This is a genomic window from Mesorhizobium sp. LCM 4576, assembly GCF_001854815.1.
GTDB lineage: Bacteria > Pseudomonadota > Alphaproteobacteria > Rhizobiales > Rhizobiaceae > Mesorhizobium > Mesorhizobium plurifarium.
On record NZ_MDDT01000007.1, the window covers coordinates 70,634 to 93,718 of the forward strand.

The window sequence follows — 23,085 nt, forward strand, 5'->3', positions numbered from 1 at the left end:
TCAACTGCTCCGGCCAGGCAGCACGCGCCAGCGCTGCACGAAATAGCCGGGATGTGTCTCCAGCCAATGCGCGACCAGCGGCTGCGCCTGCATGAAGGCCACGCCGGGATTCATGGCCAGGCCGTCCGCCATTTCCTCGCGTTGCTCGCAGGTCTGCGGCATGGCCGACATGCAGACCATCATCACGATTGTATAAAGCATTGCCCCTTCCCCTTCGAAATCCCGAACCCCACGCCGGGACGCGTGGCGATCTGCCCGCAGGGTTGGCTGCCCTTCCGCCTCGCTGAGAATGCGAATTGCCGCCCGCCCTTCCATTAGCAATAAACAATATAACATGTCGGCCCGCCGATCGCCATGGCGGAGACCCGTTGCTGACGCCCTTTCCGAACCTTTTCGCACGATCCCGACGGCCGATATGTCAGGCGTTTCACTTGGGTCGCCTTGCAGGCGTTCTCGCTTGCCGTGCCGGCGCTGCTTCATCCGCTTCGGCGTGGGGATACAATTTGCCGAACAGGGGCAGGTAAGTCGCGCCCTTGCGCATCAGGAAATCGTTGAWGGTCGCCATGGCCGGCGAGATCACGTGATCGGTTCGCATCACCGAAAACCATTGCCGGCGGATCGGCATCCCGGCCACGTCGAGAATGACGAGCCGTCCGGCTTCCGTTTCGGCGGCGATGGTGTGGGCGGAGATGAAGGCGATGCCGAGACCTGCCATCACCGCCTGCTTGATCGTCTCGTTCGAACCCATCTCGACGCCGAGATCGTCGATCCGGCCGGGCACGTCGCTCAGGAATATCTCGAGCGATATGCGCGTGCCCGAGCCCGGCTCGCGAATGAGGAAATGCTCCTCGGCGATCCTTTCCTTGGAAATGTCGCGTGCCGAAACCAGCGGATGCTCGGGCGGCGCGATGATGACCAGCGGATGGTCGCCGAAGACCGAAGCGCGCACCGAAACTTCCTTGGGCGGACGCCCCATCAGCGCGATGTCGATGTCGTGGTTCTTCAGCCTGTCGATCGTTTCCGCGCGATTGCCGATGGCAAGCCGCATGTCGATATCGGGATGCTCCTTCATGAAGCCGGCCATCAGCCGCGGCGCGAAATATTTGGCGGTGGAAACGACGCCGAGCCTCAGGCTGCCGGTGCGCACGCCCTTGATGGCGTCCATCTCGTCCTCGAGCATGCGAAGYCGCTCGTCGATGGCCTGTGCCGCCTCGACGAAGGCCAGCCCTGCGGCGGTGGGACGCATGYCGTCCGACGTCCGGTCGAACAAGGCCAGCTGGAATTMCTCCTCCACCTGCCGCAGCTGGATCGTGACCGCTGGAGGAGAAAGGCCTAACACCTTGGCCGCGCTCACGATTTTCCCGTGGCTTACGATGGCCTGCACGGTCTTGAATTGCTTGAGCGTGAGATTCCTCATAAGGCATACTAAATTAATTTTAGTGCCTGGGTAAAGTTATTGAATTTTACTTAGCATGGATCGTTTGGTTTCATTTCTCCATCCGGCCTCGAGGGATACGGCCGGACCGGGAGGTTACGATGCCAGCGGCAACGCTCGACGCTTTTTTGAACTCCTACCTCGGCGATCAGCCGGACGAACGCCGGTCCGCGGTCGTTGCCACCGTCCGTCAATTCACGCAGGCCGCCACCAAGGTCCGCAACGCCATCAACCAGGGGGCGCTCGGCGCCGCTTTTGCCGGGACCCGCGGCGCCAATGCCGACGGCGATGTCCAGAAGGATCTCGACGTCTTCGCCGACGACATCTTCCTCGACGCCATGCGTCGCGCTCCGGTCGCGCTCTATGCCTCCGAGGARCTGGAGCAACCGGTCCTGCTCGACAGGCAGGCCCCGCTCGCCGTCGCCATCGACCCGCTCGACGGTTCTTCCAACATCGACACCAACGTGTCGGTCGGAACGATTTTCTCGCTCCTCCCTGCAACTGGCGCGCCGGACGCCGATCCGGCCGCCTCTTTTTTGCAGGCGGGCGTGAGCATACTGGGCGCCGGATTCTTCATTTATGGGCCGCAGCTGGCGCTCGTTTTATCGCTCGGCAGCGGCACGCATGTCTTCGTGCATTCGACCAGGCTGGGCACCTTCGTCCAGGCATACGAAAGCCGGATCATCCCGCAGAAGACCCAGGAGTTCGCCATCAACGCCGCCAACTACCGGCACTGGGACGAGGCCGTTCGCCTCTATGTCGACGACTGCCTGGAAGGCGCCGAAGGCCCACGAGAGAAGGATTTCAACATGCGTTGGATCGCCTCGCTTGTCGCCGAATGCTACCGCATACTGATGCGCGGCGGCGTGTTTCTGTATCCTGGCGACCAGCGCCGTGGTTACAGCCAGGGTCGGCTTCGGCTGGTCTATGAGGCCAATCCGATCGCCTATCTGATCGAACAGGCGGCCGGTGCCGCGACCGACGCGATCACCCGCATCCTGGAAATCGAACCCAAGAGCCTGCACCAGCGCGTGCCCGTGGTCTTCGGATCCGCGCGGGAAGTCGCGCGCATCGCCCGCTACCACACCGAACCCAGBGCCATCGGCGAGCGTGCGCCGCTGTTCAGCCGCCGCGGACTCTTCAGGGCCTGAGCGGATACCATGTCGGCGAAGCACCCCATCATCACCATCACCGGATCGTCGRGCGCGGGCACGACCTCGGTCAAGCGCATCTTCGAGCAGATCTTCCGACGTGAGAACATCGAGGCTGCCTTCATCGAAGGCGATGCCTTCCATCGCTACGATCGCGCCGCGATGAAGGCGGAGGTCGCCGCGCAGGAAAAGGCGGGCAATCCGAACTTCACGCACTTCCATGCCGAGGCTAACGAGCTCGGGATCCTCGAAGGCGTCTTCGAGGAATATGGCCGCCGGGGAAGCGGAAGGACCCGCACCTACGTCCATGACGAGGACGAGGAGAAGCAGTATGGCACGCCGCCCGGCAATTTCACCGAATGGCGCGAATTCGCGCCGAGCGACCTGCTCTTCTACGAAGGCCTGCATGGCTGCGTCGTCACCGACAAGATCAACCTGGCCAGGCATGCAGACCTCAAGATCGGCGTGGTGCCGGTCATAAATCTCGAATGGATCCAGAAGATCCATCGCGACCGTGCCACGCGCGGCTATTCCACCGAGGCGGTCATGGATGTGATCCTGCGCCGGATGCCGGACTATGTCCGCTACATCGTCCCGCAATTCTCGCAGACCGCGATCAACTTCCAGCGCGTGCCGATCGTCGACACGTCGAACCCGTTCATCGCGCGCTGGATCCCGACCCCCGACGAATCGATGCTKGTCATCCGTTTCGCCAACCCCCGCGGCATCGATTTTCCCTACCTGCTTTCGATGATCCACGACTCCTTCATGTCGCGGCCGAATTCCATAGTGGTGCCGGGCAACAAGCTGGACCTTGCCATGCAGCTGATCCTGACGCCGCTCATCCTGCAATTGATCGAACGCAAGAAACGTGTGTCGTGAGGAGGATGCCATGACAAGCCTGGCAGCATTGAAGTCCGCCGCCGCCGTCTCCGAGCGCGACATGGCCAACGCCATCCGTGCCCTTGCCATGGACAGCGTGCAGAAGGCCAATTCCGGACATCCGGGCATGCCGATGGGTATGGCGGATGTCGCGACGGTATTGTTCGGCCGCTTCATCAACATCGACCCGACGGCGCCGGATTGGCCCGATCGCGACCGCTTCGTGCTTTCGGCCGGGCATGGCTCGATGCTGCAATATGCGCTGCATCACCTGCTCGGCTACGAAGACATGCCGATCGGGGAATTGCAGCGGTTCCGCCAGCTAGGCAGCCGCACCGCCGGGCATCCCGAGCATGGCCACGCGCTCGGCATCGAGACGACGACCGGTCCGCTCGGACAAGGCATCTCGACCGCTGTCGGCATGGCGCTGGCGGAGCGCATGCTTGCCGCCCGCCACGGCGCCGATCTCGTCGACCACCACACCTATGTGATCGCCGGCGACGGCTGCCTGCAGGAAGGCATCAGCCACGAGGCGATCGATCTCGCCGGTCACCTGAAGCTTTCCCGCCTCATCGTGCTTTGGGACGACAACGCGATCTCCATCGACGGGCCGACCTCGCTGTCGACATCGATGGATCAGCGGGCTCGGTTCAAAGCCGCCGGATGGYATGTGCAGTCGGTGGATGGCCACGACATGCAGGCCGTCGCCGCGGCGATCGAGGCCGCGCGGCGGTCGGATCGGCCATCCCTGATCGCCTGCCGCACGGTAATCGGCAAAGGCGCGCCCAATCTCGGTGGTTCGGAAAAGACGCATGGCGCGCCGCTGGGCGACGCGGAGATCGCCGCGACGCGCGGAAACATCGGCTGGGCCCACCCGCCGTTCGAGGTTCCGGATGAAATCCTTTCGGCCTGGCGCGAGATCGCCGAACGCGGCCGGGCGGCGCGGCGCGCCTGGGAGCGGCGGCTTGCCGCCTCGCCGGCGCGCGAGGATTTCGAGCGCGCGCTTTCGGGCAAGCTGCCCGATGCGGTCTTCGAAGCACTGGACGCCTTCCGCAGGGAGCATGTCGAGAAGGCGACCAAGGTCGCAACGCGCAAGGCCTCCGAAATGGCGCTTGCCGCGATCAATGGCGCGACCGAGCTGACGGTCGGCGGCTCCGCCGATCTCACGCATTCGAACCTGACGATCACCAAGGGCATGGATCGCATAGCGCCTGACGACTACGCAGGCCGCTACATTCACTACGGCATCCGCGAGCATGGCATGGCCGCGGCCATGAACGGCATCGCGTTGCATGGCGGCTTCGTGCCCTATGGCGGCACCTTCCTCTGCTTCGCCGACTACGCGCGCGGCGCGATGCGGCTCTCGGCGCTCATGGACCAGCGCGTCGTCTATGTGATGACGCATGATTCCATCGGCCTCGGCGAGGACGGCCCGACACACCAGCCGATCGAGCACCTGGCGATGCTGCGGGCGACGCCGAACATCAACGTCTTCCGCCCGGCCGACATCATCGAAACGGCGGAATGCTGGGAGCTGGCGCTGAGCAGCGAGACACGACCCAGCGTGCTGGTGCTTTCGCGGCAGAACCTGCCGATGCTGCGCCAGGCACACGGCCACGAGAACCGGTCGGGCCGGGGCGCCTACGTCTTGCGCGAGCCGTCCACGCACCGCGCCGTGACGCTGATCGCCACCGGCTCGGAAGTCGAGATCGCCGTTGCCGCCGCCGAACGGCTGGAGGCCGAACACGGCGTCGCCGCCGCAATCGTCTCGATGCCGTGCTGGGAACTGTTCGAGGAACAGGACGCAGACTACCGCAAGTCCGTTCTCGGCTCGGCACCGCGCGTCGCCGTCGAGGCGGCCGCCCGTCTCGGCTGGGACCGCTGGATCGGCGACACGGGCGCCTTTGTCGGCATGACCGGCTTCGGCGCCAGCGCCCCGGCTCCGGACCTCTACAAGCATTTCGGCATCACGCCCGAAGCCGTCGCCGCGGCGGCGCTGAAGCTCATCATCTAGGAGGACCGACAATGGCCCGCATCACCCTCGCCAGCTTCTCGACCATGCCGCCGAGCACGGTTACCGCGTGCCGGCATTCAACATCAACAACATGGAACAGGGCCTCGCCATCATGGAGGCGGCGGGCGCCTGCGACGCGCCGGTCATCATCCAGGCCTCGCGCGGCGCCCGCTCCTATGCCAACGACATCATGCTGGCCAGGATGATGGAGGCGCTGACCGAGATTCATCCGGCCATTCCGCTGTGCATCCACCAGGACCACGGCAACAACGAAGCCACTTGCCTTTCGGCGATCCGCCACGGCTTCACCTCGGTGATGATGGACGGGTCGTTGATGGCGGACGCCAAGACCCCGGCGAGCTACGACTACAACGTCGCCATCACCGAGCGCGTCGCGCGCATGGCGCATTGGGTCGGCGCTTCCGTCGAAGGCGAGCTCGGCGTGCTCGGCTCGCTGGAGACCGGCCAGGGCGAAGCCGAGGACGGTCACGGCGCCGAAGGCGCGCTAGCCCATGACCAGCTTTTGACCGACCCCGATCAGGCTGTCGACTTCGTGACAGCCACCAGGGTCGATGCGCTGGCGATCGCCTGCGGCACCTCCCACGGCGCCTACAAGTTCACGCGCAAGCCGGACGGCGACATCCTGGCCATGCAGGTGATCGAGGCGATCCACGAGAAGCTGCCGAACACGCATCTGGTCATGCACGGTTCGTCGTCCGTGCCGCAGGAACTGCAGGACATCATCAACGCATATGGCGGCGAGATGCCCCAGACCTTYGGCGTTCCGGTCGAGGAGATCGAGCGCGGCATCCGCCACGGCGTGCGCAAGGTCAACATCGACACCGATTGCCGCATGGCCATGGCCGGACAGTTCCGCCGCGTCGCGACGCAGGATCCGCGCGAATTCGATCCGCGCAAATTCCTGAAGCCCGCCATGGACGCCTTGCGCGATCTCTGCCGCGATCGCTTCGAACGCTTCGGCACCGCGGGCAACGCCTCGAAGATCAAGGTCATCGCCATGGACGAGATGGCCAAACGCTACGCCGCGGGAAAGCTCGACCCGCAGATCGCAACCGCGAAARCCGCCTGAGCGGCGGTCCGCCAAAAAGGAAAGGACCAGCGTTATGTCCACCAAAAACGAAACCGTGACCGGCAAGGAACGCTACAGATCCGGCGTCATGGAATACAAGAAGATGGGCTATTGGGAGCCCGACTACGAGCCCAAGGACACCGACATAATCTCGGTGTTCAGGATCACGCCGCAGGACGGCGTCGACCCGATCGAGGCCGCCGCGGCGGTCGCCGGCGAATCCTCGACCGCAACCTGGACCGTTGTGTGGACCGACCGGCTGACGGCGTCGGAAAAATACCGCGCCAAGGCCTATCGGGTCGACCCGGTGYCGAACGCGCCCGGACAGTACTTCGCCTACATCGCCTATGACCTCGACCTGTTCGAGCCGGGCTCGATCGCCAATCTTTCGGCCTCGATCATCGGCAACGTCTTCGGCTTCAAGCCGTTGAAGGCACTGCGGCTGGAGGACATGCGTTTTCCCGTCGCCTATGTGAAGACCTTCCAGGGTCCGGCGACCGGCATCGTCGTCGAGCGCGAGCGCCTCGACAAGTTCGGCCGCCCGCTGCTCGGCGCCACCGTCAAGCCCAAGCTCGGGCTCTCGGGCCGCAACTACGGCCGTGTCGTCTACGAGGCGCTGAAGGGCGGRCTCGATTTCACCAAGGACGACGAGAACATCAACTCGCAGCCCTTCATGCATTGGCGCGAGCGTTTCCTCTACTGCATGGAGGCGGTCAACAAGGCGCAGGCCGAGACAGGCGAGATCAAGGGCACCTATCTCAACGTCACCGCGGCCACCATGGAGGACATGTACGAACGGGCCGACTTCGCCAGGGAACTCGGCTCCAACATCGTCATGATCGACCTCGTGATCGGCTACACGGCGATCCAGTCGATGGCTAAGTGGGCGCGCCGGAACGACATGATCCTGCACCTGCATCGCGCCGGACATTCGACCTACACGCGGCAGAAGAGCCACGGCGTATCCTTCCGCGTCATCGCCAAATGGATGCGGCTCGCCGGCGTCGATCACATCCATGCCGGCACCGTGGTCGGCAAGCTGGAAGGCGATCCGGCGACCACCAGGGGCTACTACGACATCTGCCGCGACGACCATAACCCGATGAGGCTGGAGAACGGCATCTTCTTCGACCAGCACTGGGCCTCGCTCAACAAGCTGATGCCGGTGGCGTCCGGCGGCATCCATGCCGGCCAGATGCATCAGCTCATCGACCTGCTCGGCGAAGACGTCGTGCYGCAGTTCGGCGGCGGCACCATCGGCCATCCTATGGGCATCGCCGCCGGCGCCACGGCAAATCGCGTTGCCCTTGAATGCATGATCCTCGCCCGCAACGAGGGCCGCGACTATGTGCGCGAAGGACCGCAGATCCTGGAGAACGCGGCAAGGAACTGTCTGCCGCTGAAACAGGCGCTCGAGACCTGGAAGGACGTGACCTTCAACTACGCCTCGACCGATACGCCGGACTTTGTCCCGGTGGCAACGGCGGCCGAATAAGGAGAACGACCATGCGCATCACCCAAGGGGCCTTTTCCTTCCTGCCCGACCTGACCGACGATCAGATCCGCGCCCAGGTGCAGTATTGCATCGACAACAAATGGGCCGTCAGCCTCGAAGTCACCGACGACCCGCATCCGCGCAACACCTATTGGGACATGTGGGGCCACCCGATGTTCGACAATCCCGACGCGGCGGCGCTGATGCTGGAGCTGAACGCATGCCGCAAGCTCTATGGCGATCGCTATATCCGCGTCGTCGCCTTCGATGCCTCGCATGGCTGGGAATCGGTGAAGCTCTCCTTCATCGTCAACCGCCCGGCCGACGAACCCGGCTACCGGCTCGAGCGGCAGGAGACCGCGGGCCGCATGATCCGTTATACCACAAGGCCCTACGCCGCCGACAAGCCGGCCGGTGCAAGGTATGGCTGATCGTTCAGGGACAGGAGGAAATGCCATGYCGGCGCCAGCCTTAGCCGAAACGGACGTGCCGCAAGCCGCTACCCCGACGGCGATCGATCTGCGCGAGGAATTCGAAACCTCCGGCGTCAAGGACGTCTTGGCCGAGCTCGACCGCGATCTGATCGGGCTCGCCCCGGTCAAGCGGCGCATCCGCGAGACGGCGGCGCTCCTGTTGGTCGAGAGAGCCCGCCGTCGCATGGGCCTCGCCCATGAGACGCCGACGCTGCATATGAGCTTCACCGGCAATCCGGGCACCGGCAAGACCACCGTTGCATTGCGGATGGCGGACCTTCTGCATCGGCTTGGCTATATCCGCAAGGGCCACCTGGTTTCAGTCACGCGCGACGATCTGGTCGGCCAGTATATCGGCCACACCGCGCCCAAGACCAAGGAGATCCTGAAGAAGGCCATGGGCGGCGTGCTGTTCATCGATGAGGCCTATTACCTCTACCGGCCCGAGAACGAGCGCGATTACGGCCAGGAGGCGATCGAGATCCTGCTGCAGGTGATGGAGAACCAGCGCGACGACCTCGTGGTGATCCTCGCCGGTTATGCGCAGCGCATGGACCGCTTCTTCGAAAGCAATCCGGGATTCCGCTCGCGCATCGCCCACCACATAGACTTTCCCGACTATTCCGACGACGAGCTTCTCAGGATCGCGGAACAAATGCTCGACCAGCAAAATTACCTGTTCGACACCAAGGCAACCGCCGCAATGGCCGACTACATCGCGCGCCGACGCGCGCAGCCGCATTTCGCCAATGCCCGCTCGATCCGCAACGCGCTCGACCGGGCAAGGCTGCGGCAGGCCAACCGCCTGTTCGAGAGCGCCAAGGGACCGCTTGACGCCGAGGCGCTGTCGACGATCTCCGCCGAGGACATCACCGCCAGCCGGGTCTTCGCGCTGAAGCCCGGGAAAGGAGCAAGCAAATGACCGCGAAGACCATCATCGCCCCTTCCRTCCTGTCGTCGGATTTCTCGCGGCTCGGCGACGAGGTCGAAGCGGTCGCACGCGCTGGCGCCGACTGGATCCATCTCGACGTGATGGACGGACATTTCGTGCCCAACATCACCTTCGGCCCGCCGGTGATCAAGGCGATCCGTAACCGGACCGACAAGACCTTCGACTGTCATCTGATGATCGCGCCGGCCGATCCCTATCTCGCCGCCTTCGCCGACGCCGGTTGCGACATCATCACCGTGCATGCCGAGGCCGGGCCGCATCTCGACCGTTCGCTGCAGGCCATCAGGAACCTCGGCAAAAAGGCCGGCGTGTCGCTCAATCCGTCGACGCCGGAAAGCGTCATCGAATATGTCCTCGACCGGCTCGATCTGGTGCTTCTGATGACGGTCAATCCGGGTTTCGGCGGCCAGGCCTTCATTCCGGCTGTCATCGACAAGGTCAGGCGCGTCAAGGCGCTCGTCGGCCAGCGTCCGATCGACATCGAGATCGACGGCGGCGTCACGCCCGAGACGGCTCCCCTTGTCACCGCGGCCGGCGCCAATGTGCTCGTCGCCGGTTCCGCCGTCTTCAAGGGTGGCGCCGAGGCCGCCTATCGCGCCAATATAGGCGCGATCAGACAGGCGGCCGACGGGGCGGTCCGGCAAGCTGCGTGAACCTGCTTGGTTGGAGGACGACATGGCGGCAATCCCACCCGTCTGCGATTTCGGCTGGCAAGGCGTCGATGCCGTCTTGCCAGGCATCGACGGCAGATCGCATTCGATCCTCGGTCAGGCCGGACCCAACGGGCTGGTCGTCGCCTTCATCTGCAATCATTGCCCCTATGTGAAGGCGGTGATTTCGCGCGTCGTACGTGATGCTAATGATCTCAAGGCCGAAGGGATTGGCTTCGTCGCGATCAACGCCAACGACGCCGCCGCCTATCCGGACGATTCCTTCGACAAGATGAAACTCTTTGCCAGGGCGAACGCCTTCACCTTCCCGTATCTCCACGACGAGTCGCAGGCGGTGGCGCGTGCCTATGGTGCCGTATGCACGCCGGATTTCTTCGGCCTCAACGGCGAGTTGACGCTGCAATATCGCGGCAGGCTGGACGCATCGCGACGGGACGCCGGAGCGCCTGGGCTGAGACGCGATCTGTTCGAGGCGATGAAGCGGGTTGCCCGAACCGGCAACGGTCCGCTCGACCAGATCGCTTCGATCGGCTGCTCGATCAAATGGAAGGAGGCCGCATGAACGTCGGCTCAGGCAAGCGGTTTAGGTCGCCGAGGGCGATCCTGTTCGATCTCGACGGCACGCTGATCGATTCGGCCCCCGACATCGCCGCGGCCGTGAACGAGTTGCTGGCYGGCCGCGGTCTGCCGCCGCTCGGCATCGACCAGGTCAAGACGATGATCGGCGGCGGCGTCATGAAACTGGTCGACCGGGCTTTCGCCGCCTCCGGGTCGCCGCTTTCCGGCGGCGCTCTCGAGGATGYCAACCGCGACATGGCGCCGATCTACCGCAGACACCTGACCGGCCTGACGCGGCTGATGCCCGGCGTCAGGGAGGCACTCACGCACTTCCACCTGAACGGAACGGCCATGGGGGTCGTCACCAACAAGCCGCAACTGGCGACCCGCGAAATCCTGCTGCACTTCCACCTGACGGAATATCTCGGCGCGATCGTCGGCGGAGACGCGGTGACGAAACTGAAACCGGCGCCTGACGCTCTGCTTCTGGCGCTCGACCAGCTTCGGGTCGAGCCGTACGAGGCACTGATGGTTGGAGACAGCGTCAGCGATGTCGGCGCAGCGCGCGCGGCCGGCATGCCGGTCGCTCTGCTGCGCGGCGGCTACACTCAGGTCCCCGTCGAGGAGCTTGGCGCGGACCTTGTCTGCRACAGCCTGCTCGATCTGCCTTCCGCGATGCAGAGGCTCCAGGCCGCTGCCTGACAGGCTGCGTCGAATAGGCAGGCAATCGCCGGCCGATCGAAAAGCGAACGACCGGCGAAGCTGCCCCTACTTTGAGAACTGCCCTACTTTGAGAACTGCTTGAGATAGGCGATGACGTTGGCCACGTCCTTGTCGTCCTTGAGGCCGACGAACGCCATCTTCGTGCCTTTCACCATGGCCTTCGGATCATGGAGATAGGTCGTCAGCGTCGCTTCGTCCCATTTGACGCCGGACTTTCCGGCCGCGACCATCGCCTGGRAATAGCTGAAACCGGGATGCGTGCCGGCCGTGCGGCCGATGACGCCATTCAACGACGGACCGACCTTGTTCTGGTCCTTGTCCGCGACGTGGCAGACCTTGCATTTGGTGAAGACCTTCTCACCTGCCGCTGCATCCTGCGCGTGGGATTGGTCCGTGATGAAAGTAACCAGGAATGTGACGGCGAAAAACGCGATAGCGCGCATGGCAATTCCTCATTGATCGTCAAATGYCCRGTGCCTGAAAAAAAGYTAACTGGAGGACTGCGGAAGTCAATCATACGAAGGTCCAGACTCCGGATCGACAGATGCCCATCCTGTACTTTCGCCTTTGTTGACGGTCTTGGGGCGAGCGCGTAGCTTCGGATCGTTCTGGATTTCCAAGGGCACCTCGGGACGTCGGCCAGGCTGGCTGAGATTTGCCCAGGCAACGGGGTCGGCGGCATTTCGCCGGAGCGGGCATCTTCGCGCGCGAGAGGTGCTGAATGAGTATGGTCGACCTCATCTTGACGGTTTGCCTGAGTGCCAATCCCGGCGATTGCCGAGACGAGCACCTCTATTTTGAAAGCCGCGGCTCCCTGTTCCAATGCATGATGCTGGCGCCCAGCGAGATCGCGAAATGGTCGCAGGAGCATCCGGCCCTGAAGGTCAGGCGCTGGAAATGCGCTTTCCCGACGAAGGACCAGGCGATCTGACCGGCGCCCCTGGTTTGTTGCAGTCCCGGGAGGACGCGTCATGATTTCGCGGCGGGAAACGCTCCGTTTGGCGGYCCTTGGAACGGCGGCGCTTCTCGGCTCGCATGCCATTGCCGCTTCCGCCGCATCCAAGGTCCGCATCGGCGTGCTGAAGTTCGGCACGGTGAGCTGGGAGCTTGATACGCTGAAGCACCACGGGTTCGACGCGGCCAACCGGATCGATCTGGACGTCATCTATTTCGCCGGGGAGGATGCGACCAATGTGGCGATGCTGGCAGGCGCGATCGACATGATCGTGACCGATTGGCTGTGGGTCTCGCGCCAGCGCTCGGATGGCGGCGACGTCACATTGGCCCCCTATTCGACTTCCGTCGGAGCGATCATGGTGAAGGACGCATCGCCGATCCGCACGATCGCCGACCTCAAGGGAAAGAAGATCGGCGTCGCCGGCGGGGCGCTCGACAAGAGCTGGCTGCTGATACAGGCGCTGGCCAGGCGCGATCACGGTCTCGACCTGCCTTCGGTGAGCGATGTCGTCTTTGGCGCGCCGCCGCTGATTTCGCAAAAGGCCATCCAGGGCGAGCTCGATGCGGCGCTCAACTTCTGGCATTTCTGCGCCCGGCTGGAGGCCGATGGCTTTCGCCGGCTGATCGGCGTCGGTGACGCGCAGATGGCGCTCGGGGCATCGGGCCCGGTATCCGCGCTTGGCTATGTCTTCCACGACAAATGGGCGAACGACAATCCGCAGGCCGCCCGCAGTTTCTTCAAGGCTTCCGCGCAAGCCAAGGATCTGCTGGCAAGGTCCGACGAAGAGTGGTTGCGCCTCGCGCCGATCATCCGCGCGGACGGCAAGGAACTAGCAAAGCTGCGCGACCGCTACCGCGAGGGCATCCCCAGGCGCCCGGTCGCCGAGGAGGCGGCCGATGCCGGCAGGCTCTATCGGGTACTGGCCAGGATCGGCGGCGAAAAGCTGGTCGGCAGCGCGTCCGAGATGGCACCCGGCACATTCTGGCAGGAGCCGCCGCAATGACCACGAGAGACGGCGACGGACGCACACTTGGCGATATGATCGGCATCTCCAGCCGTTCCGGCTCCACTGCGACGCTGATGCCCGCGCTAACGGTGACGATCTCCTTGCTCGGGCTTGGCCTGTTGTGGAGCCTGGYGGCGAATACCTGGCCGAGCCGTGCCTTTCCGGGGCCGGGAGAGGTCTGGCAGGTGTTGCTGAGAGAGGCGGCGAGCGGYGACCTCTTCTACCATCTCGGCGCGACGCTGGGCCGGGTCGCCGCCGCATACGTCGTCGCGATGATCATCGGCTCGGTGATCGGCATCCTTCTCGGCAGCTACCGCCGCGCGGACCGGTTCTTCAACCCCTGGGTCATCCTGTTCCTCAACATCCCGGCGCTGGTGATCATCGTGCTGGCCTATATCTGGTTCGGCCTCACCGAGGCGGCGGCGATCGGCGCGGTCGCCGTGAACAAGATCCCGAATGTCGTGGTGACCATGCGCGAGGGCGCCAGGGCGCTGGACCCGCGTTACGCCGAAATGGCGGCTGTCTACCGCTTCGCTCCCCTCGACCGGCTTCGCCACATCCTGCTGCCRCAACTGCAGCCCTATCTGGCCGCGGCCTCGCGCTCCGGCATCGCCCTCATCTGGAAGATCGTCCTGGTGGTCGAGCTGCTCGGCCGCTCCAATGGCGTGGGCTTCCAGATCCATCTCTATTTCCAGCTTTTCGACGTCGCCGCCATTCTTGCCTATACGCTGGCATTCGTGGCGGTGATGCTCGTGATCGAACTTCTTCTGGTGCAGCCCGTTGAACGACATGCAACCCGTTGGCRCCGCCGCCCCGCTTAAGGTCGACATCGCCGAGAAGACCTTCAGGTCCGCGCAGGGCGTTTCGGTCACGGCGCTCAGGAACCTTTCCTTCGAGGTCCGGCAAGGCGAATTCGTCTGCCTGCTCGGGCCGTCGGGTTGCGGCAAAACCACGACGCTGCGCATTCTGCTTGGGCTCGACAGGCAGTTCTCCGGTTCTTTCCAGCTTCCCGAAGGCGGCTCGAACCGCATAGCCGCTGTGTTCCAGGAACCCACACTGCTGCCCTGGCGGACGGTGGAGGAGAATGTCAGGCTAGYGCTGCCGAAAGACCTGCGCGTCAAAAATCTCGACGCGCTGTTCGACACGCTCGGTCTCGCCGGCATGCGCTCGCTCTATCCGGCCGAGCTCTCGCTCGGCCTTGCAAGAAGGGCTGCCCTCGCGCGGGCCTTCGCGATCGAGCCGGCGGTGCTGTTCCTCGACGAGCCCTTCGTCTCGCTCGACGGACGGACCGCCGGGCAGCTCCGGCGCCTGCTTCTCGACGTCTGGTCGGCCCGGCCTACGACTGCCCTGATGGTGACGCACAACCTGACCGAGGCGCTGACGCTGGCGGATCGCATCATCGTGCTTGCGCCGCGCCCCTCGCACGTGCTCGGCGTTTTCGACATAGGGCTGCCCCGGCAACACCGCAGCCCCGAGGCGACGAACGACCTTTTGCGATCGTTCCATCAGAAATTTCCGGGCGTGGCCTGACCGCCCTGGCCTATTCCTATTCCGGACGGAACCTCGCTGCAGACTGTCCTGGTTCAGAAGCAACGCACGTCGGCTTCAGCCTGCGCCTGCTTCAGCTCCGTGCGCGCGGCTTTCGCCGGCGCGCTTTCGCGGAACAGACCTGCATTCTCGCCTGTCGTCAGGGACATGCTCTTGAAGGTCTCGGCCCTCTCATAATGGTCATAAGGCAGGATCGAGGCGATGACGTCGATCGAGCATGAACAACTCTCCAGCGCCTGGCGTGTCTGGCCGTTCGTCCGCATGCAGCCGAGCACATAGTCGACGATCGTTGCCGTCGGATAATCCCCCGCGGCGCCGGCCGGGTTTGCAAGGACCGTTGCCGACGAGAAGAGGAGCRTCAGGATCGAAAATCCAGCATATCTGACCATGAGAAATTCCTCCTATTGCCCGGGCGCGCCGCAGCGAGGCGGCATCATCGTGCCCACTTGGCGACATGCCGCAAGCGCGGTCAAGTTCTCACCGCCTCGGTATAGGACCAAAGGAGGAATGCCGTACCCACCGACAACGGCGCTCCAAGGCAGCTTCAGGACCATTCCCAGCGCCGACCTTCGTGAGTACTTTTTTATGACCATATAAATATGGAAACCAAAGATATCATACGAAATAACAAGAAAGAATATATATAAGTATAAATCGAAGTTAACTATACGCAACAATACGGGAATTGTAGTTATACATATATATGGCGCCTCAACTTTACACTAAAAAACGGCGCGAATTTTCGAGTGGTTTTTATCCTTGAATTTTGTATTGCGCCGCATCAAAGTTATGCTGCATCGCACAATCCAGGCAGGGGTTTTTCCTTGCCTGACTTTTTGCAATGACATAGCCTTACCCTGTTTCCGGCTTCAAGGACATCGCTGTAACAAGGGAGCGGCGACAGTCTTTCGTAGGCCACATCGGGCGGGTGCAGGCTAGACTGGTTTGGTAGAGGACGGAAAAGTTCCTCTGCTATTTGCAGTTTAGGTCGTGACAGCTGCCGGAAATACTTCCCAATACGGATCGCCTGGACAGGCTCTTGCGAGCTTGAGTACCGATTTCTTGTTGTCAACCTGGGAGGAATTTGATGCGCGCACTTAAGCAAGCTACCTACATCGCGACAACCACTGCGTTACTATCGTTGGGCGCGCTCTATACAGCGTCAGCCAACGAAGAACTCGCGAAGATGGCCAAAAATCCGAAAGACTGGGTGATGCAGACTGGCGACTATGCYAACACCCGTTATTCCACGCTCAAGCAGATCACCAAGGAAAATGTGAAGAACCTGCAGGTCAAGTGGACCTTCTCGACCGGCGTGCTGCGCGGTCATGAGGGCGGCCCGCTGATCATCGGCGATGTGATGTATGTTCACGCGCCGTTCCCGAACACCGTCTATGCTCTCGATCTCAACAAGGACGGAAAAATCCTTTGGAAGTACGAGCCCAAGCAGGACACGAACGTCATTCCGATCATGTGCTGCGACACRGTCAATCGCGGCGTTGCCTATGCGCCTGCCGATGGCGATCGCCCTGCGCTGGTCATTCTCAACCAGGCCGACACCACGGTCGTCGCGCTCGACGCCAAGACCGGAAAGGTCGTATGGTCGGTCAAGAACGGCGAAAACACCGACGGCGGAAAGGGYGAATCCGGCACGTCGGCGCCCGTGGTCRTCAAGGACAAGGTCCTCGTCGGCGTCTCGGGCGCGGAGTTCGGCGTCCGCGGCTGGCTGGCCGCCTACGATCTGAAGGACGGCAAGCTCGCCTGGAAGGCCTATTCGGAAGGCCCGGACGCAGACACCCTGCTSGATCCCGAGAAGACCACGCAGCTCGGCAAGCCGGTGGGGAAGGACTCTGGCACGAACACCTGGGAAGGCGAGCAGTGGAAGACGGGCGGCGGCACGACATGGGGATGGTATTCCTATGATCCCAAGCTGAACCTCGTCTACTACGGCACCGGCAATCCCTCGACCTGGAATCCCGTCCAGCGCCCCGGCGACAATCGCTGGTCGATGACCATCTTCGCCCGCGACGCCGACACCGGCGTGGCCAAATGGGTCTACCAGATGACCCCGCATGACGAGTGGGACTATGACGGCATCAACGAGATGATCCTCGTCGACGGCATGGAGGTCAAAGGCAAGAAGCACGACGTGCTGGTGCATTTCGAYCGCAACGGCTTCGCCTACACCATGGACCGGGCCACCGGCGAGCTTCTCGTCGCCAAGAAGTACGACCCGGCGGTGAACTGGGCCACCGAAGTCAATATGGACCCCAACAGCAAGGAATATGGCCGCCCGCAGGTCGTGGCGAAATATTCGACGCAGCAGAACGGCGAAGACACAAACTCGACGGGTATCTGCCCGGCAGCGCTCGGAACCAAGGACCAGCAGCCGGCCACCTACTCGCCGAAGACCGGGCTGTTCTATGTGCCGACCAACCACGTCTGCATGGACTATGAGCCGTACAAGGTGAGCTATACCGCCGGCCAGCCTTATGTGGGCGCCACCGTATCGATGTATCCGGCGCCAGGCGGCGACGGCAACATGGGAAACTTCATTGCCTGGGACGCCGCCAAGGGTGAGATCGTCTGGTCGAAGCCCGAGCAGTTCTCGGTGTGGTCGGGCGCGCTGGCAACCGCCGGCGACGTCATCTTCTATGGGACGCTCGAAGGCTACATCAAGGCAGTCGATGAGCACGGCAAGGAACTCTACAAGTTCAAGACCCCGTCCGGCATCATCGGCAACGTCACGCCCTTCGAGCACAACGGCAAGCAATATATCGCCGTTCTGTCCGGTGTCGGCGGATGGGCAGGTATCGGCCTCGCCGGCGGACTGCTGTCACCCGACAACGCCGCTGCCTGGCACGGCGCCGTCGATCAGGGCCGCGCGCAAGGCGATCAGGCCGCGGTCGTTGGAACCGCCGGTCTCGGAGCGGTCGGTGGCTACGCGGCACTTGCCGACTACACGACGCTGGGCGGCCAGCTCACCGTCTTCGGTCTTCCGGATTGATCTCCCGGAAAACCCTTAAGACCGAAGACTGAAAGATCGAGAGCCCGGATCATCCGCAGGCAACAGCCGGGCTCTCGATCTGCAGCACACCCGAACACCGGTCAACAACGCCGCGTCGCGACGGCAACCCTTCGTCCTTGGCAAAATAAGGAAGTGTCTGAATGTCCATCCGCATCGCAATTTCCGTTCTCGCCCTGGCCCTTCTGCCTTTGGCCGGCCCGACGTCGGCGCAGGCCGAGGACAGCGCCGACAAAGCCAAGGCGGTGAAGGACGAGGGCGGCAAATATTTGGATGCGGATGGAAACCCAACCTTCAAGATCGAGAACGGAACCGTGGATTGGTATACGTTCAGCGGCTATCGCCGCTATCACTCGGACTGCCATGTCTGCCACGGACAGGACGGGATGGGTTCGACCTATGCCCCGGCCCTGGCGAACAGCCTTAAAACGATCGACTACCCTACCTTCCTCTCGATCGTCGCCCAGGGCCGCAAGAACACCGCCAACGGCAAGGAGAATGTCATGCCGGCCTTTGGCGACAACAAGAACGTCTATTGCTACCTGGATGACCTCTACGTCTATCTGCGCGCCCGCGCCGACGGCGCCGCGCCGCGCGGCAGGCCGCCCAAGCACGAGGACAAACCCCAAGCGGCCAAGGATGCCGAAAAATCCTGCATGGGGGGATGACGTGACAGGCCGGGTTGCATCGAAGCCACGTTTCGTTCTGCCCATGCTCGGCGCGCTCGCCTTGCTGCCATCGGCTGCCTGGGCGCAAGGCGCCGGCCTCGGCGCCGCGGGAGAGCTGGTCGATCCCGACATTCTGCGCGTCTGCGCAGATCCTTCCAACATGCCCTTCACCGACCAGAACGGCCAGGGATTCGAAAACAAGCTGGCCGAGCTGGTCGCCAGGAAGACGGGGCGCAAGTCAGTCGCCTACACCTGGTTTCCGACCGTGATCGGCTTCGTGCGCAACACGCTTGCCGCCAACCGATGCGACGTCATCATGGGCTACGCTCAGGGCGATGAGCTGGTGCAGAACACCAATGCCTATTATCGCTCTTCCTATGTGCTTGTGCATCCCAAGGGCGACGGCCTCGAAGGTGTCGAGACGATCGAGGATCCGAAACTCACCGGCAAGCGGATCGGCGTCGTCGAACGCACGCCGCCGACCGCCAACATGGCCGCCAACAAGCTTTTGCGGACGGCAAAGATCTACCCGCTGGCCGTCGACACGCGCGTCACGCCGTCGATGGGAGAGGTCATGATCAAGGACATGCTCGCCGGCAAGATCGACGCGGCGATCCTGTGGGGGCCGATGGCGGGCTACTATGTCAGGCAGCTCGGCGCGAATGTCGCGATCGTTCCGCTGGTCAAGGAAAAGACCGGTTCGCGCATGTCCTACCGCATCACCATGGGAGTGCGTCCATCCGACCAGGAATGGAAGCGTACCCTCAACAAGGTGATCCGTGAGAACCAGGCGGAGATCAACAAGCTGCTGCTCGACTACAACGTGCCGCTGATCGATGAGCATGACAACCCGATCACGGCGACGCCGGGGTAACCTCGATGGGAGCGAGAACGRCAGAGGCGATGGAGGGAAGGAACCGATCTTCGATGCGGATAGTTTCTTTTAGTTGTTTGAGAACCCGGTGTTTCATTTGTCCATTTGTGAAGTGATGGACGAGCCATTGCACCCGCCCGCAATGGCGCCAACGACATGACCGGCCCATTCGGGCTGGCAGAAGAGGAGAATGCGATGAAGAAGAGCTGGAAGAAACCGACCATGTGCCAGGTCGCTGCGGGCTTCGAAATTTCGCGGTATCTGCCTGCTGAAATTCCTCCCAGGAAGTAGGCCGCAAGGGTGCATGTCCCTGGCAGCAGGGGCATGCACCCCGCCTCACGTGAGGGCTTTGCAGYGGGAAACACGGATACGAAGCTGCCTGCCGCCGACAAGCCGGTCGGATGGGCCGCGGAGCGGGCATTTGGCATGCGCGTGAAGATCATCGGATCGGCGGCGGGAGGCGGCTTTCCGCAATGGAACTGCAATTACCGCCTGAGCCGCGCGGCCCGCGCCGGCATGCCTGGCGTGCATTCGCGTACCCAATCGTCCATCGCCGCCTCGGCGGACGGGAAAGGCTGGGTTCTCTTCAACGCATCGCCCGACATCCGTCAGCAGATTGCGCAAGCGCCCGAGTTGCAGCCCGCGGCGGACGCACCGCTGCGTTCGACGCCTATCCGCGCGGTGGTGCTGACCAATGCCGACGTGGACCATGTCGCGGGCCTGCTCAGCCTTCGTGAGCGACAGCCTTTCGCGATCTATGCGAGCGCGCAGGTGCTGGCGACGCTTGAGGCCAATTCGATCTTCAATGTTCTCGATCCGTCGATCGTGCCTCGGCGCCTCTTGGCGCCGATGGAGGAAGTGGCGATCCGCGGCGCGGACGGCCACCCGACCGGCGTGGTCGTCGGCAGCTTTCCGGTGCCAGGCAAGGTCGCGCTCTATCTCGAGCAAGGAGGCGATCCCGGCGCCGACTTCAGCTCCGACACGGGCGACACGATCGGCGTCCGCATCAGCGGGGCCGACGGTCGCGGCGCCGTGTTCTATGTTCCGGGCTGCGCGCGCATCGACGCCGCGCTGCGCATGCGCCTGGCGGACGCCGCCTGCCTTCTGTTCGACGGCACCGTCTACACGGACGACGAGATGATCACCGCCCGTGTCGGCCAGAAAACCGGCGCGCGCATGGGGCACATCGCAATGTCGGGAGAAGCGGGTTCGATCGCCGGCCTGGCCGATGTGAAGATCGGTCGCCGCATCTTCATCCATATCAACAACACCAATCCTGTTCTGGACGAGAATTCCGCCGAACACGCGGCGGTCAAGGCGGCTGGCTGGGAAGTCGCCGCCGACGGCATGGAGATGGAATTTTGAGCGATTTCCACGACCCGGCCCGAGGCGGCCTCTCCAAGAGCGGGCTCGAAGCCGTGCTGCGGCAGGTGGGCGACGAGCGCTACCACAACCGCCATCCTTTCCATCACAGGATGACCAGCGGCGCCCTGTCGAAAATCGAAATGCAGGCCTGGGCGCTGAACCGCTATTGCTACCAGGCCGTCATTCCGCGCAAGGACGCCATGATCCTGGCACATGCCGAGGATCCGGCGTTCCGCGCCGCCTGGCGCAAGCGCATCGAGGATCATGACGGCGAGGACGGCTGGAGCGGCGGCATCGCGCGCTGGCTGCATCTGGCGACTTCGCTCGGCCTTGATGCCGAAGCGGTCAAAAGCGAAAGGCTGGCGCTGCCGGCGACCCGCTTCGCCGTCGGCGCCTATCTTTCCTTCTGCACGAACCGGACGCTGCTCGAGTCGGTCGCATCGTCGCTGACCGAGATGTTCTCGCCAACCATCATCGGCGAGCGGGTGCCGGCGATGCTGGCGAAATACGATTACATCACCGAGGACACGCTGGCTTATTTCAGCCGGCGACCCGAACAGGCATCACGCGACGCCGACTTCGCCCTCGCCTATGTTCTCGCTCATGCCGACACGGCTGAACGCCAGCAGCAGGCGATCGATGCGCTGGTGTTCAAATGCGATATACTCTGGGCCATGCTCGATGCGCTCCAGCATGCCTATGGCGCGCCGGGAAACATACCGCCCGGCGCCTTCCGCCCGGAGGCGGCCTTATGACAGCACAGCGCGAAAGAGCCATCGTATCGCCGCGGTCGGTGCCATCGCTGCCCAGGCATGTGCGCATACAGCACGACCCCGTGCGGCAGGCCTTCGCCGTGCTTTCGCCGGAGAAGGTGTTCTGGCCGAACGAGATCAGCCTCGACATTCTGCGCCGCTGCGACGGCCGGTCCAGCGTCGAGCGCATCATCGCCGATCTTGCGGCCGACTATGACGCGGATCCGCAGGACGTGGCGGCCGACGTCGTCGCCTTCCTGCAGGAATGGTCGGACAAGCTCCTGGTGAAGCTATGAGCGAGCCCACTCTGCCTCCGATCGGCATGCTGGCGGAGCTGACGCATCGCTGCCCGCTGCAGTGTCCCTATTGCTCCAACCCGCTCGAACTGTTGAAGGCCAACCGCGAATTGGACACGCAGACCTGGCTCGATCTCTTCTCGCAGGCCGCCGATCTCGGTGTCCTGCAGGTGCATCTTTCCGGCGGCGAACCGACGCTGCGCCGCGACCTCGAGCAATTGATCGCCGGGCTTTCGGCGCGCGGCGTCTACACCAACCTCATCACTGCCGGCGTCGGCATTGCCGAAGGCCGCATCGAGGCCTTTGCCGAAGCCGGTCTCGACCATTTGCAACTGAGCTTCCAGGGTGCCCGCCCAGTGACCACCGACCGTATCGGCAACCATCAGGGCAGCCACGAGAAGAAGCTGGAGACGGCGCACCGCGCCCGCGCGGCCGGGCTCCCCCTCACCATCAACGCGCCGGTCCATCGGCACAATATCGAGGAAGTGCCGGAATTCATCGACCTCGCCCTTTCGCTGGATGCGGAGCGGCTCGAGATCGCCAACGTCCAATATGCCGGTTGGGCGCTCGCCAACCGCGAAAGGCTGATGCCCGACCTGGCGGCGGTCAACCGACAGGCGGACATCGTCGCGGCGGCGCGCGAAAGGCTCGCCGGCATCATGACCATCGATTTCGTCACGCCGGATTATTTCGCCATCTACCCCAAGCCATGCATGGGCGGCTGGGCGCGCGACGCCTTCATGGTGGCTCCCGACGGCACCGTGTTGCCGTGCCATGCCGCCCAGACGATTCCCTCGCTCCGCTTCGAGCGCTTCGGGGACCGCAAGCTCGCCGAAATCTGGGACGACTCACCGGCCTTCAACGCCTTCCGCGGCACTGACTGGATGCGCGAACCGTGCCGAAGCTGCGAGCGCCGCGAGATCGATTGGGGCGGCTGCAGGTGTCAGGCGATGGCGATTGCCGGCGATGCCGCCGCAACGGATCCGGCCTGCGTCAAGTCGCCGATCCACAATCGAATGGCGATGCTGACCGACGCCGCGCACGCGGAGGCAGYGCCGGAGGGAAATGAAAGCTTCATTTTCCGGCGGATCGGCTCGCCACAACGCGACCCGACACGCGCTCTTGAGCCTGCCCGCCGATGACAGCCGC

General features: G+C 63.4%; 24 protein-coding genes and 1 pseudogene. 21 read left to right on the plus strand and 4 right to left on the minus strand.

Annotated elements, in window-relative coordinates; all coding sequences use genetic code 11:
• Together LCM4576_RS02490 and LCM4576_RS02495 are read right to left on the minus strand one after the other, a co-directional pair.
• Positions 1–201, minus strand: a complete 201-nt coding sequence (locus tag LCM4576_RS02490) for a hypothetical protein (RefSeq protein ID WP_041006125.1) — start codon at positions 199–201, stop codon at positions 1–3.
• Between the two features lie 226 nt (positions 202–427).
• Positions 428–1,417 carry a LysR family transcriptional regulator gene (locus tag LCM4576_RS02495; protein ID WP_071030311.1) on the minus strand — a complete coding sequence of 330 codons (990 nt, stop codon included), beginning with the start codon at positions 1,415–1,417 and terminating at the stop codon, positions 428–430.
• 119 nt (positions 1,418–1,536) lie between these two features.
• On the opposite strand from LCM4576_RS02495, the gene LCM4576_RS02500 reads away from it, so the two are divergent.
• From LCM4576_RS02500 to gph, 10 genes and pseudogenes are all read left to right on the plus strand, one after another.
• Positions 1,537–2,586, plus strand: a complete 1,050-nt coding sequence (locus tag LCM4576_RS02500) for a class 1 fructose-bisphosphatase (RefSeq protein WP_071030313.1) — start codon at positions 1,537–1,539, stop codon at positions 2,584–2,586.
• Positions 2,587–2,595: 9 nt separating this feature from the next.
• Positions 2,596–3,468, plus strand: a complete 873-nt coding sequence (locus LCM4576_RS02505; protein WP_071030315.1) for a phosphoribulokinase — start codon at positions 2,596–2,598, stop codon at positions 3,466–3,468.
• Between the two features lie 10 nt (positions 3,469–3,478).
• Positions 3,479–5,482, plus strand: coding sequence for a transketolase (gene tkt / locus LCM4576_RS02510; RefSeq protein WP_071030317.1), 2,004 nt, complete (start codon positions 3,479–3,481; stop codon positions 5,480–5,482).
• 11 nt (positions 5,483–5,493) lie between these two features.
• Positions 5,494–6,572 (plus strand): annotated as a pseudogene (gene fba, locus LCM4576_RS02515) (class II fructose-bisphosphate aldolase).
• Positions 6,573–6,606: 34 nt separating this feature from the next.
• Complete coding sequence (locus tag LCM4576_RS02520; protein WP_071030321.1) at positions 6,607–8,067, plus strand: form I ribulose bisphosphate carboxylase large subunit; 1,461 nt, start codon at positions 6,607–6,609, stop codon at positions 8,065–8,067.
• 11 nt (positions 8,068–8,078) lie between these two features.
• Entirely contained in the window at positions 8,079–8,498 is a 420-nt protein-coding gene (locus tag LCM4576_RS02525; RefSeq protein WP_040983856.1) for a ribulose bisphosphate carboxylase small subunit, read from the plus strand.
• A 25-nt stretch (positions 8,499–8,523) separates the two neighbouring features.
• Complete coding sequence (gene cbbX / locus LCM4576_RS02530; RefSeq protein WP_071030323.1) at positions 8,524–9,462, plus strand: CbbX protein; 939 nt, start codon at positions 8,524–8,526, stop codon at positions 9,460–9,462.
• Entirely contained in the window at positions 9,459–10,145 is a 687-nt protein-coding gene (gene rpe / locus LCM4576_RS02535; RefSeq protein WP_071030325.1) for a ribulose-phosphate 3-epimerase, read from the plus strand. Before cbbX ends, rpe begins: the two co-directional genes overlap by 4 nt.
• Positions 10,146–10,167: 22 nt before the next feature.
• A complete protein-coding gene (locus tag LCM4576_RS02540) occupies positions 10,168–10,725 on the plus strand; it encodes a thioredoxin family protein (RefSeq protein WP_040984458.1) in 558 nt (185 codons plus the stop codon).
• Positions 10,722–11,423: a phosphoglycolate phosphatase gene (gene gph, locus LCM4576_RS02545; protein WP_071030560.1), complete on the plus strand. Its 702-nt coding sequence runs from the start codon at positions 10,722–10,724 to the stop codon at positions 11,421–11,423. Before LCM4576_RS02540 ends, gph begins: the two co-directional genes overlap by 4 nt.
• 83 nt (positions 11,424–11,506) lie before the next feature.
• On the opposite strand, the gene LCM4576_RS02550 is transcribed toward gph, so the two are convergent.
• Positions 11,507–11,887 carry a cytochrome c family protein gene (locus LCM4576_RS02550; RefSeq protein WP_071030326.1) on the minus strand — a complete coding sequence of 127 codons (381 nt, stop codon included), beginning with the start codon at positions 11,885–11,887 and terminating at the stop codon, positions 11,507–11,509.
• A gap of 278 nt (positions 11,888–12,165) precedes the next feature.
• On the opposite strand from LCM4576_RS02550, the gene LCM4576_RS02555 reads away from it, so the two are divergent.
• Genes LCM4576_RS02555 through LCM4576_RS02570 form a run of 4 tightly spaced genes read left to right on the plus strand, consistent with a single transcriptional unit; the run spans position 12,166 to position 14,938 of the window.
• A complete protein-coding gene (locus LCM4576_RS02555) occupies positions 12,166–12,375 on the plus strand; it encodes a hypothetical protein (protein ID WP_040983853.1) in 210 nt (69 codons plus the stop codon).
• A 40-nt stretch (positions 12,376–12,415) separates the two neighbouring features.
• Positions 12,416–13,405 (plus strand): ABC transporter substrate-binding protein, encoded by a 990-nt coding sequence (locus LCM4576_RS02560; RefSeq protein ID WP_071030327.1) that lies wholly within the window; start codon positions 12,416–12,418, stop codon positions 13,403–13,405.
• Entirely contained in the window at positions 13,402–14,229 is an 828-nt protein-coding gene (locus LCM4576_RS02565; protein WP_083361280.1) for an ABC transporter permease, read from the plus strand. The genes LCM4576_RS02560 and LCM4576_RS02565 overlap by 4 nt, the downstream gene beginning before the upstream one ends.
• A complete protein-coding gene (locus tag LCM4576_RS02570; RefSeq protein WP_071030329.1) occupies positions 14,198–14,938 on the plus strand; it encodes an ABC transporter ATP-binding protein in 741 nt (246 codons plus the stop codon). Before LCM4576_RS02565 ends, LCM4576_RS02570 begins: the two co-directional genes overlap by 32 nt.
• 53 nt (positions 14,939–14,991) lie before the next feature.
• Here LCM4576_RS02570 and LCM4576_RS02575 read toward each other — a convergent pair whose 3' ends face one another.
• A complete protein-coding gene (locus tag LCM4576_RS02575; protein WP_071030331.1) occupies positions 14,992–15,345 on the minus strand; it encodes a hypothetical protein in 354 nt (117 codons plus the stop codon).
• Positions 15,346–16,043: 698 nt separating this feature from the next.
• Here LCM4576_RS02575 and LCM4576_RS02580 point away from each other — a divergent pair.
• The 7 genes from LCM4576_RS02580 (at position 16,044) to pqqE (ending at position 23,078) form a co-directional block, all read left to right on the plus strand.
• A complete protein-coding gene (locus LCM4576_RS02580) occupies positions 16,044–17,963 on the plus strand; it encodes a methanol/ethanol family PQQ-dependent dehydrogenase (protein ID WP_071030333.1) in 1,920 nt (639 codons plus the stop codon).
• A gap of 161 nt (positions 17,964–18,124) precedes the next feature.
• The gene (locus LCM4576_RS02585; protein WP_082037135.1) at positions 18,125–18,649 is read left to right on the plus strand and encodes a c-type cytochrome, methanol metabolism-related; all 525 of its coding nucleotides are present in this window, start codon (positions 18,125–18,127) and stop codon (positions 18,647–18,649) included.
• A gap of 43 nt (positions 18,650–18,692) precedes the next feature.
• Complete coding sequence (locus LCM4576_RS02590; RefSeq protein ID WP_071030335.1) at positions 18,693–19,523, plus strand: substrate-binding domain-containing protein; 831 nt, start codon at positions 18,693–18,695, stop codon at positions 19,521–19,523.
• Positions 19,524–19,949: 426 nt separating this feature from the next.
• Complete coding sequence (gene pqqB, locus LCM4576_RS02595) at positions 19,950–20,888, plus strand: pyrroloquinoline quinone biosynthesis protein PqqB (RefSeq protein ID WP_071030337.1); 939 nt, start codon at positions 19,950–19,952, stop codon at positions 20,886–20,888.
• Positions 20,885–21,643 (plus strand): pyrroloquinoline-quinone synthase PqqC, encoded by a 759-nt coding sequence (pqqC, locus tag LCM4576_RS02600; protein ID WP_071030339.1) that lies wholly within the window; start codon positions 20,885–20,887, stop codon positions 21,641–21,643. Before pqqB ends, pqqC begins: the two co-directional genes overlap by 4 nt.
• Positions 21,640–21,936 carry a pyrroloquinoline quinone biosynthesis peptide chaperone PqqD gene (pqqD, locus tag LCM4576_RS02605; RefSeq protein ID WP_040983845.1) on the plus strand — a complete coding sequence of 99 codons (297 nt, stop codon included), beginning with the start codon at positions 21,640–21,642 and terminating at the stop codon, positions 21,934–21,936. The genes pqqC and pqqD overlap by 4 nt, the downstream gene beginning before the upstream one ends.
• On the plus strand, positions 21,933–23,078 hold the full coding sequence (pqqE, locus tag LCM4576_RS02610) for a pyrroloquinoline quinone biosynthesis protein PqqE (RefSeq protein WP_071030340.1): 1,146 nt from the start codon (positions 21,933–21,935) through the stop codon (positions 23,076–23,078). The genes pqqD and pqqE overlap by 4 nt, the downstream gene beginning before the upstream one ends.
• Positions 23,079–23,085: the final 7 nt, after the last annotated feature.

Excerpts from the sequence above, each read along its gene's own strand:
- pqqB (WP_071030337.1), top strand. The coding sequence starts at position 19,950 with ATGCGCGTGAAGATCATCGGATCGGCGGCGGGAGGCGGCTTTCCGCAA.
- LCM4576_RS02540 (WP_040984458.1), top strand. The coding sequence starts at position 10,168 with ATGGCGGCAATCCCACCCGTCTGCGATTTCGGCTGGCAAGGCGTCGAT.
- LCM4576_RS02585 (WP_082037135.1), top strand. The coding sequence starts at position 18,125 with ATGTCCATCCGCATCGCAATTTCCGTTCTCGCCCTGGCCCTTCTGCCT.
- LCM4576_RS02590 (WP_071030335.1), top strand. The coding sequence starts at position 18,693 with ATGCTCGGCGCGCTCGCCTTGCTGCCATCGGCTGCCTGGGCGCAAGGC.
- LCM4576_RS02525 (WP_040983856.1), top strand. The coding sequence starts at position 8,079 with ATGCGCATCACCCAAGGGGCCTTTTCCTTCCTGCCCGACCTGACCGAC.
- pqqD (WP_040983845.1), top strand. The coding sequence starts at position 21,640 with ATGACAGCACAGCGCGAAAGAGCCATCGTATCGCCGCGGTCGGTGCCA.
- LCM4576_RS02555 (WP_040983853.1), top strand. The coding sequence starts at position 12,166 with ATGAGTATGGTCGACCTCATCTTGACGGTTTGCCTGAGTGCCAATCCC.
- LCM4576_RS02490 (WP_041006125.1), bottom strand. The coding sequence starts at position 201 with ATGCTTTATACAATCGTGATGATGGTCTGCATGTCGGCCATGCCGCAG.